Below are 19,038 nucleotides of genomic sequence, written 5' to 3'. Positions count from 1 at the left end.
ATATGCCCCTGCCTTTTGATCTCTCAACGGGCGAGGGCGCCTTTCTGGCCGCCGCATTATTTGCGGCGGCCTTTATCCGCGGATACTCCGGCTTTGGGTTCTCCGCGATCTTCATCATTCTCGCCGCGCTCGTCACCAATCCGCTGCCGCTGATCCCCGTGGTCTTTGCCTGCGAGATCGCGATGACGGTCTTTCAGGCCCGCGGCATCCGCCCCCATATCGACTGGCGCAGATCCCTGGCTCTTTTAGCAGGTGCTGCTGTTGCCACGCTGCCCGCCGTCGCGGTGATGTCCCGCCTTGGTCCTGATCAGGCGCGGCTGGTGATCTCTCTCCTGATCCTCGCCCTCAGCCTGCTATTGCTCAGCGGTTGGAGCCTCGCGCGCCCCATCGGAACCACAGGCCATGTGGCGGTGGGTATGGCCTCCGGCATGGCCAACAGCGCCGGCGTTGGCGGTCTGCCCGCTGCTGCCTTCATGACCGCGCAGCCGATCCCGCCTGCGGTGTTTCGCGCCACCATGATTGTGTTTCTCACTGGAATTGACCTGATGGCGCTGCCGGTAATGTCCGCCCACGGGCTGACCGGCCCGGACACGCTTTGGGGTGTTCTCCTCGCTTTTCCCATCCTCGGCGCGGGCGTCTGGGTCGGCTCACGCGGCTTTGCTTTGGCCGCACCGCACTTGTTCCGCCGCTATGTCGTTACACTGCTGGCGGCACTGGCGGCCCTCAACATCGTGAAGGCTGCGCTATGACCACATCTGCTGCCACCGACATTCTGGTCCTCAATGCCGGGTCCTCCTCGATCAAATTCGCGATCTTCGATGCGGATCTTAGCCAGCGCATCGCCGGTCTGGCAGAGGGCATCGGCACGCCGCAATCGCGTTTGCGCATCGAAGGCGACAGCAGCGACAGCCAGTTCCCCACCCATGCCGAAGCGCTGGCCGCGATCCTTGCAGCCCTGCCCGACCACGGGGTTGACCCGACGCAGCTGGCAGCGGTGGGCCACCGGGTCGTCCATGGCGGGCGCAAGCTGACTAAACCACTGCGCATCACCCCCGAGATCCGGGCCGAAATCGCCGACTGCACGCCGCTGGCTCCGCTGCACAACCCCCACAGCCTCGCGGCGATTGACACAATGGCCACCACCGCGCCGGACCTGCCGCAATTTGCCAGCTTTGACACCTCGTTCCATGCCACCAACCCTGAGGTCGCAACCCGCTATGCGATCCCCCGCGTAGAAGAAACGAAGGGCATCCGCCGCTACGGGTTTCACGGTCTGTCCTACGCCTCGCTGGTGCGGCGCCTGCCGGAGATTTCCGGCGCCGCCCTGCCCTCGCGCCTGCTGGCGTTTCACCTCGGCAACGGGGCTTCGCTCTGTGCGATCCGCAATGGCCAGTCCGTCGCCACCACCATGGGCTATTCGCCGCTTGATGGCCTGACCATGGGCACCCGGTCCGGCGGCATCGACGCCAATGCGGTGCTGCGCCTTGTCGAGGATAACGGCCTCGACCGCACCAAGGCGATCCTCAACAACGAAAGCGGTCTTCTGGGTCTCTCTGGTGGCAAATCCGACATGCGCAACCTGATGCTGGACCCCAGCGCCGACAGCGCCTTTGCGATCGAACATTTCTGCTACTGGAGCCTGCGTCACGCAGGCAGCCTGATTGCTGCCATGGAAGGGCTGGATGCCATCGCCTTCACCGGCGGTATCGGCGAAAACGCGGTGGCAGTCCGCGCCCGCATTCTACGCGGTCTGGAATGGGTCGGTGCGCGTATGGATGTGGATGCCAACCACGCCCGCAAATCACGCCTGCACGCGGGCAGCTCCAAAGTGGCAATCTGGGTGGTCGAGGCCGAGGAAGAGCGTCAGATCGCCATGGATGCCCAGACCCTGATGGGGGCGTCATGATCGCCACCCCCGTCCTCCTTTCATATCACGTGCAGGATCAGATCTGCGCCACCGTCAACACGGTCGCCGCCACGATATCCTCGACCGAGGCACCCCGGCTCAGATCACAGACCGGCTTGGCAAAGCCCTGCAAGAACGGCCCCAGCGCCTGCGCGCCGCCCAACTCCTGGCAAAGCTTGTATCCGATGTTCCCCGCATCCAGCGTCGGGAAGATCAGCACATTGGCCTCAACCGGCGCGATGCCTTTCTTCTCCGCAATCACAGGGTTCAGCGCGGCATCCGCTTGCACCGGCCCGGCAAATCCGCTGGCCTCTGCCGCCGCGCGCACCAGCGCCACACTGTCACCATCGCCCGAGGTGCCGGTGGAAAACGACAGCATCGCAACCCGTGCTGACCCCAAAAGAGCCTCTGCCGAACGTGCCGAGGCCCGTGCAATATCCGCCAGTTGCACCGCATCCGGCGCGACATTTACGGCGCAATCGGCAAACACCAATTCGCGCCCGTCCGGAAACACCATCAGGAAGAACGACGAGGCCGTGCTGACCCCCGCGTCCAGCCCGATGCCGATGCTCGCCGCCTCAATCACCCGGCGCGTGGGCACATCTGCACCCGCTACCATTGCATCCGCCTCTCCCGCAGCCACCATAGCCGCCGCGCGGTACAGGGGTTTGGAAAGCGCCCGCTTCGCAATGCCTTCCTTCATGCCGCGCGCCGCCACCAGCACCTCAACATGCGCGTCGGACACCGGCGCCAAAGGCACCGCCTCCACCAGCCCCTCACGGGTCAGCTGGTCCACCGCAGCCGCCACTCTGGGATCATCCATTTCGGGAAATACCACCCGTGCCTTGCGATCCCGAGCCAGCGCATATGCGTTTTCAAGTACAGTCATTTTGTTCTCCCTTGCGGGGAAAGGAGCCAGCAATGAGCGATAACGTCAAGATCAACCGCGGTCTCAAGGGGATCTACTTCGAACGCTCCGGGGTTTCCGACATTGATGGCGCCAAGGGCGAGCTGAGTTATCGCGGCTATTCGATCCACGATCTGGCCACGCATTCCACGTTTGAGGAGGTCTGCTACCTGCTGATCCATGGCGAATTGCCTGATGCGGATCAACTCGCAGAATTTGACACCGCATTGAAAGCCGCCCGCGTATTGCCTGCCCCGGTGCTGGATATCATCCGTGCCACCAAGGATGGTCACCCGATGGATGTGCTTCGTACCGCAGTCTCCGCCCTCGCCGCGCTCGAACCAGACAGCCAGCAGGTGGGCGAAGACGCCTTTGTGACCAACGGGATTCGGCTGATTTCGCAGGTGCCGATCATCATCGCCGCCCATGATGCCATTCGAAACGGGCGCGAGGTGGTGGCCCCCGACATGGATCTCACCCATGCGGGAAACTGGCTTTGGATGCTGAAGGGCGAAAAACCCACACCCGAGGCCACCCGACTGGCAGATGTCGATTTCATCCTGCACGCCGAACATGGTGCCAATGCCTCCAGCTTTGCCGCGCGGGTCACCATCGGGACCGAAACCAATCTCCACGGCGGCATCGTCACCGCGCTCTCCACCCTCGCTGGTCCGGCCCATGGCGGCGCCGCCGAGGACGTGATGAAAATGGTGCATGAGATCGGCACCCCCGACAAAGCCGCCGCCTACGTAAAGGCCAAGCGCGCCGCCAAGGAGGCCGTCACAGGCTTTGGCCACCGTGTCTACCGCAAGGAAGATCCCCGCGCGCGCCACATGCGCGAGGGCGTGCGCCAGCTGGGCGCGGAAATGGGCGCGCCAGAATGGTATGAAATCCTGCAGGCCGTGGTGGAGGCCATGCAGCCCTACGCGCGCCACGGTCTGAACGTGAATGTCGATTTCTATTCCGGCGTGATCTACCAGCTGCACGGCATCGCAATGGATCTCTACGTACCGATCTTTGCCATCGGCCGGATGCCCGGCTGGATCATCCAGTGCATCGAACAGCAGCGCGGCAATATCCTGATCCGCCCGCTGACCCTTTACAACGGGCCGGAACCCCGCGCCTATGTTCCACCAAACGCACGCTGATCCCACCCATTCAGCGACACACCAAATAACGCCGCCCGGCCCATGCAGGCCCGGCGCATCATCAGACAGGGACACCATGGCACATACCCAGCCCCAGCTAGAGACCTCGCCGCCTGTATCGGACGAGATCCGCCAGACCACCTGCTACATGTGCGCCTGCCGTTGCGGCATCAACGTCCACATGAAGACGGATAAGGATGGCCAGAAAAAGGTCGCCTACATCGAAGGCAACCGCGATCATCCGGTGAACAAGGGCGTGCTCTGCGCCAAGGGTTCGGCCGGGATCATGCAGCACAACGCCCCCTCGCGCCTGCGCGCGCCGATGAAACGCGTCGGCCCACGTGGCTCCGGCAAGTTCGAGGAAATCTCCTGGGATGAGGCGCTGGACATTGCTGCTGGCTGGCTGGAACCGATCCGCAAAGACAACCCGGAGAAACTGGCGTTCTTTACCGGGCGTGACCAATCCCAGAGCTTCACCAGCTTCTGGGCGCAAAACTTCGGCACCTGCAACTATGCGGCCCACGGCGGGTTCTGCTCGGTCAATATGGCCACCGCCGGCATCTACACGATGGGCGGCGCGTTCTGGGAATTCGGCCAGCCCGACTGGGATCACACCAAGCTGTTCATGCTGTTTGGCGTCGCCGAAGACCACGACAGCAACCCCATCAAGATGGGCATCGGCAAGATCAAGGCGCGCGGCGCCCGCGTCATCGGGGTGAACCCGATCCGCTCTGGCTATAACGCTGTGGCCGATGATTGGGTCGGTATCACGCCGGGCACCGACGGGTTGTTTATCCTGTCGCTGGTGCATGTGCTGATGAAGGCCGGAAAGATCGATCTGGAGTATCTCAGCCAGTTCACCAACGCGCCGGTGCTGGTCAATCAGGACCCCGACAGCCCTGACTACGGCCTGTTCCTGCGCGACGACCATGGCGCGCCTCTGGTGATCAACCGCACCACCGGCAAGCTGGCCCCCTTTGACATGCGCGGTGTGCGTCCTGACCTCGGCGGGTCCTTCACCATGGGCGACATCACCCATGTGTCCGTCTTCCAACTGATGGCCCAGCGTTACCTCAGCGACGACTACGCCCCCGAAGCCGTGGCCGAGCGTTGCGGCGTCTCCGCCAAGCGCATCCGCGCTATCGCCGCCGAACTGGCCCGCGTCGCGTTTGATGAGGCCTTCGAGCTGGATCAGGAATGGACCGATTTCCGCGGTGAGACCCACAAAACCATGAAAGGCCGCCCGGTCGCCATGCACTCTATGCGCGGTGTCTCGGCCCATGCCAACGGGTTCCAGACCTGCCGCGCGCTGCATGTGTTGCAGATCCTGCTAGGCACGGTGGAGGCCCCCGGCGGTTTTCGCTTCAAACCGCCCTACCCCAAACCGGTGGAGGCCCATCCCGCCCCCCATTGCCGCGTCACCCCGAACAAACCGCTAGACGGCCCGCATCTGGGCTTTGTCCATGGGCCGGAGCATCTGGCACTGAAGACCGACGGCAGCCCGGCGCGTATCGACAAGGCCTTCACCTGGGAAAACCCGATGTCCAGCCACGGGCTGATGCATATGGTGATCTCCAACGCCCATGCCGGTGACCCTTACAAGGTCGACACGCTGTTCATGTATATGGCCAATATGTCGTGGAACTCCTCGATGAATACGCGCGGCGTGATGGAGATGCTCACCGATACCGACGACAACGGCGATTATGTGATCCCCCGGATCATCTATTCTGACGCATATTCATCGGAAATGGTGGCTTATGCGGATCTGATCCTGCCCGACACCACCTATCTGGAACGCCACGACTGTATCTCCCTGCTCGACCGTCCCATCTGTGAGGCCGACGGCGCGGCGGATGCGATCCGCTGGCCGGTGGTTGAACCCGACCGCGATGTGCGGGGCTTCCAGAGCGTGCTGGTACAACTGGCCAACAAAATGAAACTGCCCGGCTTCACCCATGAAGACGGCACAGCTAAATGGCAGGACTACGCCGACTATATCGTGAACCACGAACGCAAACCCGGCATCGGCCCGCTTGCAGGTTTCCGGGGCGAGGACGGCAGCAAGGTCGGCCGGGGCGAGGTGAACCCCGAACAGCTGGATAAATACATCGAAAACGGTGGTTTCTTTGTTGAGCATATCCCGGCAGAGGCCAGCTATTTCAAACCCTGGAACATGGCCTATCAGGACTGGGCGGTGAATCTCGGCCTCTTTGACAGCCCGCAGCCTTATCTGTTCCAGCTCTATGTGGAGCCGTTGCGCAAATTCCAGCTCGCCGCCGAAGGCCACGGTGAGCGTCAGCCGCCCGAGTACCTACGCGACCGCATCAAGGAGACGATGGACCCGCTGCCGATCTGGTATGAAACCGATCAGCAAGGCAACGAGGGCTTCACCGTCAACGCCCTCACCCAGCGGCCCATGGCGATGTATCACTCCTGGGGCACGCAGAACGCCTGGCTGCGCCAGATCCACGGCCGCAATCCCCTATATGTGCCAACCAAGCTGATGCGCGAGAACAACCTCAGCGATGGCGACTGGGCCAAGGTCACCTCCCCTCATGGCGAAATCACCGTGCCCGTGATGGAGATGGCCGCGCTCAATGAAAACACCGTCTGGACCTGGAACGCCATCGGCAAGCGCAAGGGCGCATGGGCCCTTGAGGAAAATGCCCCCGAGGCCACCAAGGGCTTCCTCCTCAATCACCTCATCCACGAACTGCTGCCACCCAAGGGCGACGGGCTTCGCTGGGCCAATTCCGACCCGATCACCGGTCAGGCCGCCTGGTTCGATCTGAAGGTGAAGATCGAAAAAGCCGCCGCGCCACAGGATCTGAGCGAAAGCCAACCCGCGGTCCCGGCGCAAACCTCACCCGTTGGCACCGGTCCCAAAGACCTGACATGGAAGGTGGGCAAATGATCAACCCAATTTTCTTCCGAGGAAATTGCCAAGAAAATAGACATTTTCTTGGTTCCGCACTCTGCATTGAGGGTACGCAATGACTGAGCTTCCCACCAAGACCGACCGCAAGATGGGGCTGGTCATCGACCTTGACACCTGCGTCGGCTGCCATGCCTGTGTGATTTCCTGCAAGGGCTGGAACACCGAAAACTATGGCGCACCGTTATCAGATCAGAATGCCTATGGCGCCGATCCCTCCGGCACCTTCCTCAACCGCGTGCATTCTTATGAGGTGCAGCCTTCGCCATGTGCGAGCCAACCAAACCCGGCGGCCCAACTGGTGCATTTTCCGAAATCCTGCCTGCATTGCGAAGACGCCCCCTGCGTCACCGTCTGCCCCACCGGCGCCAGCTACAAACGGGTGGAGGATGGCATCGTTCTGGTCAATGAATCCAACTGCATCGGCTGTGGCCTTTGCGCGTGGTCCTGCCCCTATGGCGCCCGTGAGTTGGATCTGGCCGAAGGGGTGATGAAGAAATGCACGCTCTGTGTGGACCGGATCTACAATGAAAATCTGCCAGAGGTAGACCGTGTGCCCTCCTGCGTGCGGACCTGTCCGGCAGGCGCGCGTCACTTTGGCGATCTGGGCGATCCCGACAGCGATGTCTCCAAACTGGTGGCAGAGCGCGGCGGCATGGATCTGATGCCGGAAATGGGCACCAAACCCGTGAACAAATACCTGCCCCCGCGCCCCAAGGACCAGATCGAGGATCAGATCGACATTCTGGCCCCGCTGCTGGCCCCTGTCGCAGAAGAACCCAAGGGCTTCCTCGGCTGGCTGGACAAGGCGCTCGACAAACTACCGGGCAATTCCGCAGAGGAGACAAGCTGATGCATCCCGCACCCTCTGTTATCATCTTTACCACCCTCTCTGGTCTCGGCTTTGGCCTTCTGACCTTCCTTGGCCTTGGCAAACCCGAGGTGACGGGCTGGGTCGCCTTTGTGTTCTACGCCATCGCCTTTGGTTTTGCGGTGGGCGGGCTCTTGGCCTCGACCTTTCACCTCGGCCGACCGGAACGGGCCTGGCGCGCCTTCACCCAGTGGAAAACCAGCTGGCTCAGCCGCGAAGGCATCTGCGCTGTTGCCGCCCTCATGGTGATGGGGCTTTTTGCCTTTGGCGCGGTGTTTCTGGACACCCATTGGTGGGCGCTTGGCTGGATCGGCGCAGCGCTGTCGCTGGCGACGGTCTTTACCACCTCGATGATCTACACCCAGCTCAAGACCATTCCGCGCTGGAACATGTCACTGACACCGGTGATGTTCCTGTCCTTCAGCCTTGCGGGCGGGTCACTGCTGGCCGGGGCGGAGGCGCTGGCCCCCTGGTTGCTGGCCATCGCAGGTTCGGTGCAACTGGCCTATTGGGCCAAAGGCGATCAGGCCTTTGCCACCTCCGGCACCGATATGGGCACCGCGACGGGCCTCGGAGATCGTGGTGCCGTGCGCGCGTTTGAGCCGCCCCATACCGGCTCCAACTATCTGTTGCGGGAATTCGTGCATGTGGTCGGGCGCAAACATGCGCAGAAACTGCGGGTGATCGCCTTTTCCTTGGGCTTTGCGCTTCCCTTGATCTGCCTGATCCTGCCGGTGGAGGGGCTGATGCTCAAACACCTGCTCGCGGGGCTGGCGGTGCTGCTGCACATCGCCGGAATTGCCGTCTCGCGCTGGCTGTTCTTTGCTCAGGCCGAACATGTGGTCGGGCTTTATTACGGCAAGCGTTGAACCTCCCCAAACCCCCAACAATCAGGGCGCCCCGGTGGCGCCCTTTTTCATGGCCCACATCTTTTTTCAAAAAATCGCACCGGCCATGTCACAAACCTACCCGCTGCCTCGTCCTGTTTCTGAACCCATCAGAAAGGACCAAATGATGTCGCAACGTCTCGATTATTTCTCTGCCGCCGGGGATCTGTTCAAACCGATGATGGAGCAGGAAGCCCTGTTCAAGAACAGCACCTTGGAATTCAGCGTGGTGGAACTGGTGAAATTGCGCGCCTCCCAGATCAACGGCTGTGCCTTCTGCATCCATATGCACACCCATGAGATGCGCGCCCAGGGCGAGAGCGAGGACCGGATGCATCTGCTGAACGCATGGCGCGAATCGCCGCTCTACACGCCCCGCGAACGCGCGGCGCTGGCCTGGTGTGAGGCGCTGACACGGGTAGAAGCCACCGCCGCACCCGATGCCGACTATGACGCCGTGGCAGAGCTGTTCGAGCCGCGCGAACAGGTGCTGCTGACGCTGCTGATCGGCGCCATCAACAGCTGGAACCGCATTGCAATCGGCTTTCGCAGCGCCCACCCTGTGAGCGAAACCACCACCGGGGCCAACGCGGCGTGACAGCACAGACCAAAGACACAGGAACCGATGCGTTTCTGACAGCGCGGCCGCGATTGTTTGCGGCCGCCTACCGGATGCTGGGCAGCGTGACCGATGCCGAGGATATCCTGCAAGACGCCTATCTGCGCTGGCAATCCGCACCCAAGGGTGAAGTTCTGGATGCGACCGGCTATCTGATGCGGATCACCACGCGGCTCTGTCTGGATCAGCTGAAATCAGCCCGCGTGCGGCGCGAGACCTATCCGGGGGAATGGCTGCCGGAACCGGTGCTGACGGATGAGACCACCGAGTTGTTGGATCATGACGTCTCGGTTGCGCTTTTGCTGGCGCTGGATGCCCTCTCCCCCCTGGAACGCGCGGCCTTCCTTTTGCATGATATCTTTGACAGCTCTTACAACGATGTGGCCTCTGCCCTGAACCGCACGCCCGAGGCTTGCCGCCAACTGGCCACCCGCGCGCGCCGCAAGGTGCAGGCCCGACGACCGGACGCCCCCAGCAACCCAGACCAAGGCGCCGCGCTGACCGAGGCATTCTTTCGCGCCTCTAAAACCGGCGATACCGCCGCGCTGACGCAGTTGCTGACCAAAGATGTGCAGCTGATCTCCGACGGCGGCGGTAAGGCGATGGCCGCACTCAACCCGATCTACGGACGCGACAAGGTGCTACGGCTGCTCGCGGGGCTGGCTCGCAAGAGCGACCAGACGGTCCCGGAGAAGTGGCGCGCCTGCCAGCTCAATGGTCTGCCTGCCGTTCTGAGCCGGGGCGAGGATGGCATCCTGCAAGCCACCTCTCTGGATATTCGCGACGGCCGGATTGCCTGCATCTATGTCACCCGCAACCCGGATAAGACAGGGCATCTGGCATCTGTGCTGGGGTGATCTGCCGTTGCCCAGGCAGCGCACGCCCCGCTTACCGCTGATACATCCGGCGGCGCTACCCTGTTCCAGATCGCGATCACCGCCGGGCTTTACGACCCCGGACACCATGGAAACCGGCCTCGGCGGCATCTGTGCCGTCAGGGTCTGTGCAAAGCAGTTTCGCACCGGGGCAGTGACGCGCCCCGCAATTTCCAGCCATTCCCGGGATCTCCACCGGGGCGGCGCCGCCTTTCTATTTCCACCAAGTCTGACCGTAGGCATGTGACCCTACACCGCCGGTTAGAGACAGAAGAAAGCCAAAACGAAACAGGCCGGAACGCAGCAGCGTCCCGGCCCGAAATAAGGTGTTTGTCTGTTGTTCCGCTGTTAGAGCAGGCCTGCATGGGCCATGGCAGCGTTAATCGCGGCCTTGGTGCTGTCTTCCAGACCAGTGAGCGGCAGGCGCACTTCTTCGCTGCACAGACCCAGTTTGGAGAGACCATATTTCGCCCCCGCCAGACCCGGCTCGATGAAAATCGCCTCATGCAGCGGCATCAGCTTGTCCTGATACTCCAGCGCCAGTGCGTAATCACCGGCCAGCGTCGCCGCCTGGAATTCGGCGCAGAGCTTCGGCGCGACATTTGCGGTGACCGAGATGCAGCCAACCCCACCATGAGCGTTAAAGCCCAGTGCGGTTGCATCCTCGCCAGACAGCTGCACAAAATCCGCACCGCAAGAGGCGCGCTGCTGCGAGACACGGGCGATATCGCCGGTTGCATCCTTCACACCGATGATGCGCTCCAGCTTGGCCAGTTCGCCCATGGTGGCAGGAGTCATATCAATGACAGAGCGACCGGGAATATTGTAGATCACAATCGGAATATCGGCACAGTTATGCAGCTCGGTGAAATGCGCAATCAATCCGCGCTGGGTCGGCTTGTTGTAATAGGGCGTCACCACAAGCGCGGCATCGGCGCCCACCTCGGCGGCGAATTGCACAAACCGCTTGCCCTCAACCGTGTTGTTGGAGCCCGCACCGGCAATCACCGGCACCCGGCCGGCGGCGCTTTTCACCACTTCGGCAATGACGGTTTCATGCTCTTCATGGGTCAGGGTCGGGCTTTCGCCGGTGGTGCCCACCGGGACCAGCGCAGTGGAGCCCTGATCAATGTGCCACTCGACCAACCGTTTGAGCGTATCCAGATCCAGCTCGCCGTTGGAAAACGGGGTGACGAGGGCTGGCATAGAGCCTTTGAACATGGGCACGCTCCCTTTGCTGTTCGTGCGGGCGCAGAATTGCACCGGCTTGAGTGATGGACATGCCGGGGATTTGAGTTGATACCGGCAGGTCACGGATTATCGTCATTGGCTCTATCCCCGGAACGTTGGAAAATGCAAGAGATGACACGCATTCTGGCCCTTATTGCCCTCATTTCCGCCACTCTGAGCGGCACCGCTGCCATCGCCGTGGACCTGAACCGCGCGCTGGAGCTGATGCGCTCTGAAAAATGGAGCGAAGCCGGGCGGAGTGCCGGCCATGAAGCCACCGTGGCCCGCGATGTGATTGAATGGCACCGGCTGCGCGCCGGGATGGGGTCGGCCGCCGATGTGATGGCGTTTCTGGCAAGGCGCGCGGACTGGCCCGGGCTGGCGCTGCTGCGGCGCAAGAACGAACCGCAGATTGCCGAGGCCGGGCGCAAGACTATCCTTGCCTTCTACAAAGACACCCGCCCGCAAACGGCCGAAGGCGCGCTGAGCTATGGCCGTGCGCTGATCGCAGCTGGGCAGAAAGGCGAAGGCGAGGCAGAGCTGGTTTTGGCCTGGCGCACCATGCCCATGGGGTCGGTCATTCAGGACGACTATCTGAAGCGCCACGCCAAGCTGCTGGCGCCACATCACGCGGCGCGACTGGATCAGATGCTCTGGGACAATCACAAGGTCAGCGCCCGGCGAATGTTGCCGCTGGTTGAGGACGGGCCGCGCAAACTGGCGGAGGCGCGACTGGCCCTGCAAGAGGCGGAACCCGGCGTCGATGCCCGAATCGCCGCCGTCCCCGACGCGCTGAAGGATAATGCGGGCCTGGCTTATGATCGTTTCGCCTGGCGCGACCGCAAGCGGCGGCAGGAGGATGCCATCACCCTGATGATGGATCGAAGCACCACAGCCGAAAAACTGGGCGAGCCAGCCAAATGGCTGCGCCGTCGCCGCGATCTGGCGCGGCAGGACATGCGTGACGGCAATCACGAACGCGCCTACCAGCTTGCCGCACACCATTTCGCGCCGGAGGATGCCGGCTACGGCTACTCCGATTGCGAATGGCTGGCAGGCTACATTGCGCTGCGCAAATTGCAGGACCCGGAACTGGCGGCCTATCACTTTGAACGCTTCCTTGCCTCGGTCGAAAGCCCGATTTCGGTGGGTCGTGGCGGTTATTGGCTGGGTCAGGCCTATGGTGCCCATGGCGATATCGAGAAGGCCCATGCCGCCTATGCCAAGGCTGCGGATTATCAGACATCATTCTACGGGCTTCTGGCCGCAGAGGTTCTGGGCCGTCCCTTTGATCCCGACCTCATCACCCCGCCGCAGGTGCCCGACTGGCGCGCCGCGGGTTTTCTGAACTCCACCGTGGCGGAGGCCGGGCTGTTGCTGTTGCAGGCAGGCGACATGCCCTTGGCGGAACGCTTCCTCACCCATCTGGTCGAAGGGCTCGGCCCGGTTGAGGCACGCCAGCTGGGCGAAATGGCCGTCGCCATGAAGGAGCCGCATCTGGCAGTGATGATTGCCAAACGCGCCGCCCAGAAGGGAGAAGAGCTGGAAGCCGCTTATTTTCCGCTGCATCCCGTCGCCCAGAAGGACCTGCCGATGGCACGCGAAATGACTCTCGCCATTGCCCGGCGCGAGAGTGAATTCGACCCTATCGTGATCAGCCACGCGGGCGCACGGGGGCTGATGCAGGTGATGCCCGCCACCGCGAAACTGGTCGCCTCGAACATGGGCATTCAGGCCAATCACACAACCGGGCGACTGATCTCCGACTGGTCCTATAACGCCCTTCTGGGCAGCAATTACCTTGCCGATCTGGCGGGGGATTTTAACGGCAATGTGGTGATGATGGCGGCAGGCTATAACGCAGGCCCCCATCGCCCCAAGGCCTGGATGGAGCGCTATGGCGATCCGCGTGACGGCACGCCGGGGATTGTCGACTGGATCGAACACATCCCCTTCAACGAGACGCGCAACTACGTGATGCGCGTCACCGAGAGCCTGCCTGTCTACCGTGCGCGCCTTGGCAAGACGCCGCTGCCGGTGCCTTTCTCCAAGGAACTCGCTGGCTCAACCCTTGACGCGTTCGCGCCATAGGGTGAACAGCCCCGCCGCCACGATGATGGTCGCACCGATGGCCACATTGGTGCGGATCACCTCGCCAAACACCACCACCCCAAGCACCGCCGCCCAGATCAGGTGGAAATAGGCAAAGGGCTGCACCGCGCTCGCCTCGGCCATCTCATAGCATTTGATCAGCAGCCAATGCCCGGTCACCCCTGTCAGGCACAGAATGGCCATCCAGATCCAGTCTCTCTGGCTCATCGGCTCCCAGAACCAGATGCCCACAAGGGTCATCGCCACCATGCCTGCAACGCCCGTCCAGAAGAAACTCGTCGCCGTGCTGTCGCGCCGCGCGGCATAGCGGGTGATCAGCCCATAGAGCGCAAACATCAGCGCCGAGACAAACGGGATGATCGCCAGGGGGTCAAAGACACCAATACCGGGTTGCAGGATGATCAGTACACCGATCAACCCCACCGAAATCGCCGCCCACCGCCGCCAGCCCACCTGCTCCCCCAGCACCGGCCCGCTCAGGGCCGCCACCAAGAGCGGGTAGCAGATGAAGACCGCCACGCTTTCGACCAGCCCCAGCACGGTAAAAGCATAAACCGCCACGCAGATTTCCGCGACCAGCAGCACCCCGCGAAAGATCTGCAAACCCAGCTGATCGGTGCGGGCTGTGGCGCGAATGCCTCCAGGTGCGCGCGCGGCAAGCGCGATCACAAAGAGCGCAAAGAACCAGTAGCGCACCATGATCACCATAAAGGTGTTGTACTCCCCGGCCAGATGCCGCGAGATTGCGTCCTGCGAGGCAAAGACAACGGTCGCCGCGATCATCAACAGGACGCCTGCCGTGACGTTGTTCTTCTGGGTCAAGGGTTCTCGGCGCGGTTCAAGTATTTTTGCATCAGGGCGCATGGTCATCGCAGGAGTGCCTTTGTCATATGCCGCTTGCGCCCGAAACCGGGCGTACGCGTGACCTCGAACCCGGCAGCCTCCAACCCCCGGCGGACAAATCCCGCTGCGGTGTAGGTTGCCGCAGTGCCACCCGCGCGAGTGTGCCCCGCGACAGCGGCGAGCAGATCCTCCTGCCACAGCTCCGGGTTCTTGGCCGGTGAAAACCCGTCCAGAAACCATGCGTCCGCCGCCCCTGTCCAGTCTGGCAGCGACACGCGGGCGTCGCCGGTGATGACGGTGACACGCAAAGTGCCCAGATCACACAGACCTGTGCCGCCCCAGTCCGCCAGAAACCGTTCGGCCCAGGGCGCCACCTCGGGAAAGGCTTCCAGTGCGCGGGCCATGTCGTCCGTCGCCATCGGGAAGGCTTCGAAACTGGTGAAATGCAGAACCGATGGCGCGGCGCAGCCCTCCTGCGCCCTCTCCCAGGCGCGCCAGGCGGCCAACAGGTTCAGACCGGTGCCAAAGCCCAGCTCGGCAATGTGGAAATCGGTCCCCACCTCTGCGGCGCTGGCAAAGCGGGTGGCCAGATCATTGCCGTCCAGAAACACATGCTCCGTCTCGGCCAGCCCATCGTGGATGGAGAAATAGGGATCGTCGAACTGATCGGATACCGGAATGCTGCCATCCCGCCAGCTGAGCCGCGCCTGCTGGTCTGCCATGCTATTATCCCCTAAGTGATGCGGTGGAACGGCGCGACACTGGCGAAAGGGTGCGAAAATGGCAATGGCAGATATCACCGTCCGGGGCGCAGGGATCTTTGGGCTCTCGATCGCCTGGACCTGCGCACGCCGCGGCGCATCGGTGCAGGTGATTGATCCGTTTGGGGCGGGCGCCGGTTCCAGCGGCGGGCTGGTCGGCGCGCTGGCCCCGCATGTGCCGGAGAACTGGAACCCCAAGAAACAGTACCAGCTGGAAAGCCTGCTGATGGCTGATCGGTTCTGGGCCGAGGTTGAGGACACCGGCGGGATCTCTCCCGGTTATGGTCGCACCGGTCGGCTGCAACCGATCCATGATCAGCGCACGTTGGATCTGGCCCACGCCCGCGAGGCCTCGGCCCAGACCTATTGGAAGGGCGAGGCCGAATGGCGAGTCTGCCCGGTCTCTGAGATGGGACCATGGGTGCCGCCCAGCGCCACGGGCTATGTGATCCACGACACGCTGAGCGCCCGGATGCACCCCCGCCGCGCCTGTGCCGCTTTGGTAGCGGGGCTTGCGGTCATGGGTGTTGAGGTGCAGGCAGAGGGCACCGATCAGGGGCTGGTGGTCCATGCCAAGGGCTATGCCGGGTTGCTGGAACTGAACCGGATGCTGGCAGGTCCCGACGGCCCGGCGGCAGGCAAGACCTTGGGCAATGGTGTGAAGGGTCAGGCTGCACTCCTGCGCTTTGCCGAAGGGCCGGAGGTGCCACAGCTTTATGCGGATGGGCTGCACATCATTCCCCATGCGGATGGGACATTGGCCATAGGCTCCACCAGTGAACGCGAGTTTGAGGATCCCAGCAGCACCGATGCCCAGCTGGACGATGTGATTGAGCGTGCGCGCGCAGCGCTGCCGGTTCTGCACGGAGCTGAGGTGATCGAACGCTGGGCCGGGGTGCGCCCCCGCGCCCGCTCGCGCGCGCCAATGCTGGGGAGCTGGCCAGATCGGCGCGGTCATTTCATCGCCAACGGGGGCTTCAAGATTGGCTTTGGCATGGCGCCTAAAGTGGCCGAAACCATGGCCGATCTTCTGCTGGACGGGAAGGATGATATCCCCGAAGGTTTCCGGGTCGAAGACAACTTTTGAATAACAGGCCAGGGGGCCGAGAGATGATCGCCTATATCACCATCGGTACCAATGACATGACCCGCGCCCGGGCGTTTTATACCGCATTCCTGCCGGCACTTGGCTACGAGTTCAGCGAAGGGCCCGACGGCCTCAGCTTTGCCCTGCCAGTGGCAGAGGGAGAGGTTCCGACCGCGCCGGATGTCTACGTGAAACACCCGTTTGACGGCGCGCCTGCTGCGGCGGGCAATGGGGTGATGGTTGCCTTTCAGGCCAACACTCAGGCGCAGGTGCGCAGCTTGCATGCCGCCGCAGTGGCGGCAGGGGGAACAGACGACGGCGCGCCGGGGTTTCGCGCGGCTTATAGTGCGGGGTTCTACGTGGGGTATCTGCGTGATCCGCAGGGCAATAAGATTGCACTTTTCTCCAGCAACCCGGATGAGCCGACACGCGATGGGTAGCCATTGCCCGCCCTAGCCCACAAGACAACAGGCCCGGGACAATACGAACACCGGGCCTGTTGGGGGTCTTTGTCTGTTTCAGCGCACGATTTCGGCCCGTAGCGCCGTCATCAACGCCTCAAGCGTTTCAGTATATAGCTCACTCAGCAGGCGGCCGCCCTCGTCAAACTCCGAATGCGAGGCTGCCAGATGCACCTGTGGAGCAGTCAAAACGCGAGGCTGGAATGGCACCAGGAATGTGCGTAGCAGCATCTGCGATTTCTCGCCTCCGGCACGACCCGCAGCCGCAGACATGATAGCGACGGGCTTGTCTTGCCAGGGCTTGCTGCTGGTGCGGCTGACCCAGTCGAGGGCGTTTTTCAGCACACCGGAAGGCGCACCATTGTATTCCGGGGTGGAGATAATCACCGCATCCGCCGCCGAGATCTGATCCGCAAGTGTCTGAACGGCTGCGGGAATACCGCTGGCCTGTTCATCATCGCCATCATAGAGCGGCAGATTGAGATCAGCCTCTGTCACCTCGGCAGGCCCAAACAGGCGCGCGGCTTCGGCCAGCAGTTTGCGATTGGTGGCCCCGGCGCGCAGCGAGCCGGAAATGGTGAGGATTTTGGGATCGGACATGGAAGGATGCCTTTTTGCTTTTGAATTTCTGTCTTGGACAAACCTATGCCGGTTACACCTCAAGAAAAGCCCAAAGCCTGCGCAGTGGATGTGCATAAGTTCACAATACGCACCCCGCTGCCCTTTCGTGACGCGTAAACGCACAGAAAAAGGGCCGCGCCATGAGGCGCAGCCCTGTTGTCTCTCAGCCTTTACCGTGAAACCGGAAATCAGGCGCCTTGCGGGATCACCACAATTTCGACGCGGCGATTCTGCGCCTTGCCCTCAGCGGTGAGGTTTGAGGCAACTGGCTGGCTCTCACCACGGCCAATGATCTGTACGCGGTTGTAAGGCACGCCACCGGCCTGGATCTGGTCGGCAACCGCATTGGCACGGCGTTCGGACAGACCCTGATTATAACCCGCGTCACCATCACTGTCGGTGTGGCCGATCACCTGAACCTGGCTGTTGGGATAGCGCACCAGACTGCTGGCCACTTTGTTCAGGTCAGAGCGCACCGCAGGCGAAACCGCCGCGCTATCGGTGGCAAAGGTGAGGTCATTCGGCAGCGACACGATCAGGCGGTCGCCAGTGTTGACGATAGAAATGCCATCATTGGAGATCGACTGGCGCAGCTCGCGCTCCTGTGCGTCCAGCTGGTTGCCGATCACGCTGCCAGCAGCAGCCCCGACCAGCGCACCGGTAACAGCACCCAGACCACGGTCAGAATCATTAGCAGCGGCGCCAACGCCCGCACCGATCAGGCCGCCAATCAGCGCACCGTTCTGGGTTTTGCTGCCGGGGGTTCCGATGGTTGCGGGATCGGTACAGGCGGTCAGGCCAAGGCCAGCGGCCACAATGGCGGCGGTGGTAAGTTTCATCTGCATCATCAAAATCTGCCTTTTGCTTGCTCAATCCGGGCAGCGCCCGTGCATCCGGTAGAATATCGTGCTGCGGTGCTGCCACCACAAGGTAACGCCTTTTCCGCTCGGCGAAAACCTGCCCAATCTCTGCTTTAAGCTGAGGCGACACCCTCTTCATCGCCAAGTACGCCGCCACCTTGGTCCATCCAGAGCTTGCGCAGCATATCTGCCTCGGCGGCAAAGCTATCCTCCAGCAGATCAGCGCAAAGCATCCGGTCGGTGCGGAAGTGGCGAAAGCCGCCGCGCAATTCGCACCAGGCGGCCAGCAGCGTGGTCTCGACATTGTAGATCAGCGCCAACGGGCGCAGAACGCGCTGGGTTTCACCACTGTCAGGCCCAAGATAGGTGAGCCGCAGTTTACGGCTTTCGCGGACGGCCTGACGCAGCAGCCCCTTCGATACACAGCCCAGTTCGGGGTCATCCTGCGGCGCGCCACCCCAGGGGGCGACCTGCAGCCGATCCCCGGGAGAGCGACATTCCGTCACCTTGCGACAGACCCTTATGGCGGCCTCCTGCAGGGCGCCATCGCCAGTGCGGATCAGCATGGACAGCCCCACATAAAGCGCCTCCAGCTCTTCATCGTCAAAGTTGAGCGGCGGCAGGTCATAGCCCTTGCGCAGCATATATCCGATACCTGCCTCCCCCTCGATCGGAGTTCGCATTCCCTGAAGTGCCGCAATATCGCGGTAGACGGTCCGCTTTGAGACCTCAAGCTTCTCCGCCAGATCCTCCGCCCGGATCGGGGCGCTGGCGGCGCGCAAAATCTGGATGACTTCGAACAGGCGACCGGTTCGTTCCATGGGTTTCTCCACTGACAGGCTGCTGACATCTTAGCACGCCCCGCTGACAAAGCGTGTCAGCAGCGTTGTGGTTTTCTCGTTTCAGACAGAA

Annotated in this window: 18 protein-coding genes; 11 read left to right on the top strand and 7 right to left on the bottom strand. The window is 62.4% G+C overall.

Going from position 1 to position 19,038, the window contains the following annotated elements:
- The first annotated feature begins 2 nt into the window (after positions 1-2).
- A complete protein-coding gene (locus tag GAL_RS02655) occupies positions 3-749 on the top strand; it encodes a TSUP family transporter (RefSeq protein WP_024096048.1) in 747 nt (248 codons plus the stop codon).
- Positions 746-1,906 carry an acetate/propionate family kinase gene (locus GAL_RS02650; RefSeq protein ID WP_024096047.1) on the top strand — a complete coding sequence of 387 codons (1,161 nt, stop codon included), beginning with the start codon at positions 746-748 and terminating at the stop codon, positions 1,904-1,906. Before GAL_RS02655 ends, GAL_RS02650 begins: the two co-directional genes overlap by 4 nt.
- Positions 1,907-1,943: 37 nt before the next feature.
- Here GAL_RS02650 and GAL_RS02645 read toward each other — a convergent pair whose 3' ends face one another.
- The gene (locus GAL_RS02645) at positions 1,944-2,795 is read right to left on the bottom strand and encodes a phosphate acyltransferase (protein ID WP_024096046.1); all 852 of its coding nucleotides are present in this window, start codon (positions 2,793-2,795) and stop codon (positions 1,944-1,946) included.
- Between the two features lie 32 nt (positions 2,796-2,827).
- On the opposite strand from GAL_RS02645, the gene GAL_RS02640 reads away from it, so the two are divergent.
- The 6 genes from GAL_RS02640 to sigJ all read left to right on the top strand — a co-directional run bounded on the left by GAL_RS02640 (position 2,828) and on the right by sigJ (position 10,133).
- A complete protein-coding gene (locus GAL_RS02640; protein WP_024096045.1) occupies positions 2,828-3,961 on the top strand; it encodes a citrate synthase in 1,134 nt (377 codons plus the stop codon).
- A 76-nt stretch (positions 3,962-4,037) separates the two neighbouring features.
- Entirely contained in the window at positions 4,038-6,878 is a 2,841-nt protein-coding gene (locus GAL_RS02635) for a molybdopterin oxidoreductase family protein (protein WP_024096044.1), read from the top strand.
- 79 nt (positions 6,879-6,957) lie between these two features.
- On the top strand, positions 6,958-7,752 hold the full coding sequence (locus tag GAL_RS02630; protein WP_024096043.1) for a 4Fe-4S dicluster domain-containing protein: 795 nt from the start codon (positions 6,958-6,960) through the stop codon (positions 7,750-7,752).
- Positions 7,752-8,639 (top strand): dimethyl sulfoxide reductase anchor subunit family protein, encoded by an 888-nt coding sequence (locus GAL_RS02625; RefSeq protein ID WP_024096042.1) that lies wholly within the window; start codon positions 7,752-7,754, stop codon positions 8,637-8,639. The genes GAL_RS02630 and GAL_RS02625 overlap by 1 nt, the downstream gene beginning before the upstream one ends.
- 145 nt (positions 8,640-8,784) lie before the next feature.
- A complete protein-coding gene (locus GAL_RS02620; RefSeq protein WP_024096041.1) occupies positions 8,785-9,255 on the top strand; it encodes a carboxymuconolactone decarboxylase family protein in 471 nt (156 codons plus the stop codon).
- A complete protein-coding gene (gene sigJ / locus GAL_RS02615) occupies positions 9,252-10,133 on the top strand; it encodes an RNA polymerase sigma factor SigJ (protein WP_024096040.1) in 882 nt (293 codons plus the stop codon). The genes GAL_RS02620 and sigJ overlap by 4 nt, the downstream gene beginning before the upstream one ends.
- Before the next feature lie 366 nt (positions 10,134-10,499).
- Here sigJ and dapA read toward each other — a convergent pair whose 3' ends face one another.
- A complete protein-coding gene (gene dapA / locus GAL_RS02610) occupies positions 10,500-11,372 on the bottom strand; it encodes a 4-hydroxy-tetrahydrodipicolinate synthase (RefSeq protein ID WP_024096039.1) in 873 nt (290 codons plus the stop codon).
- 141 nt (positions 11,373-11,513) lie between these two features.
- Here dapA and GAL_RS02605 point away from each other — a divergent pair, with 141 nt between their 5' ends.
- Positions 11,514-13,472: a lytic transglycosylase domain-containing protein gene (locus GAL_RS02605; protein ID WP_040104237.1), complete on the top strand. Its 1,959-nt coding sequence runs from the start codon at positions 11,514-11,516 to the stop codon at positions 13,470-13,472.
- On the opposite strand, the gene GAL_RS02600 is transcribed toward GAL_RS02605, so the two are convergent.
- Complete coding sequence (locus GAL_RS02600) at positions 13,446-14,363, bottom strand: DMT family transporter (protein ID WP_024096037.1); 918 nt, start codon at positions 14,361-14,363, stop codon at positions 13,446-13,448. The two genes, GAL_RS02605 and GAL_RS02600, sit on opposite strands and share 27 nt — an antisense overlap.
- Positions 14,360-15,058, bottom strand: coding sequence for a tRNA (5-methylaminomethyl-2-thiouridine)(34)-methyltransferase MnmD (gene mnmD, locus GAL_RS02595; RefSeq protein WP_024096036.1), 699 nt, complete (start codon positions 15,056-15,058; stop codon positions 14,360-14,362). Before mnmD ends, GAL_RS02600 begins: the two co-directional genes overlap by 4 nt.
- A 58-nt stretch (positions 15,059-15,116) precedes the next feature.
- On the opposite strand from mnmD, the gene GAL_RS02590 reads away from it, so the two are divergent.
- Positions 15,117-16,184, top strand: a complete 1,068-nt coding sequence (locus tag GAL_RS02590; protein ID WP_024096035.1) for an NAD(P)/FAD-dependent oxidoreductase — start codon at positions 15,117-15,119, stop codon at positions 16,182-16,184.
- Positions 16,185-16,207: 23 nt separating this feature from the next.
- Positions 16,208-16,624: a VOC family protein gene (locus GAL_RS02585; RefSeq protein WP_024096034.1), complete on the top strand. Its 417-nt coding sequence runs from the start codon at positions 16,208-16,210 to the stop codon at positions 16,622-16,624.
- 78 nt (positions 16,625-16,702) lie between these two features.
- On the opposite strand, the gene GAL_RS02580 is transcribed toward GAL_RS02585, so the two are convergent.
- The 3 genes from GAL_RS02580 to GAL_RS02570 form a co-directional block, all read right to left on the bottom strand.
- A complete protein-coding gene (locus GAL_RS02580) occupies positions 16,703-17,245 on the bottom strand; it encodes an NADPH-dependent FMN reductase (protein WP_024096033.1) in 543 nt (180 codons plus the stop codon).
- 209 nt (positions 17,246-17,454) lie between these two features.
- Positions 17,455-18,114 carry an OmpA family protein gene (locus GAL_RS02575; protein WP_024096032.1) on the bottom strand — a complete coding sequence of 220 codons (660 nt, stop codon included), beginning with the start codon at positions 18,112-18,114 and terminating at the stop codon, positions 17,455-17,457.
- 125 nt (positions 18,115-18,239) lie between these two features.
- Positions 18,240-18,947 carry a helix-turn-helix transcriptional regulator gene (locus GAL_RS02570; RefSeq protein WP_024096031.1) on the bottom strand — a complete coding sequence of 236 codons (708 nt, stop codon included), beginning with the start codon at positions 18,945-18,947 and terminating at the stop codon, positions 18,240-18,242.
- Between the last annotated feature and the right edge of the window lie 91 nt (positions 18,948-19,038).

It is taken from the genome of Phaeobacter gallaeciensis DSM 26640, assembly GCF_000511385.1.
In the GTDB taxonomy this organism is placed as follows: domain Bacteria; phylum Pseudomonadota; class Alphaproteobacteria; order Rhodobacterales; family Rhodobacteraceae; genus Phaeobacter; species Phaeobacter gallaeciensis.
Note: the sequence above shows the minus strand (reverse complement) of the source record. Positions and strands in the feature narration are given on the sequence as shown.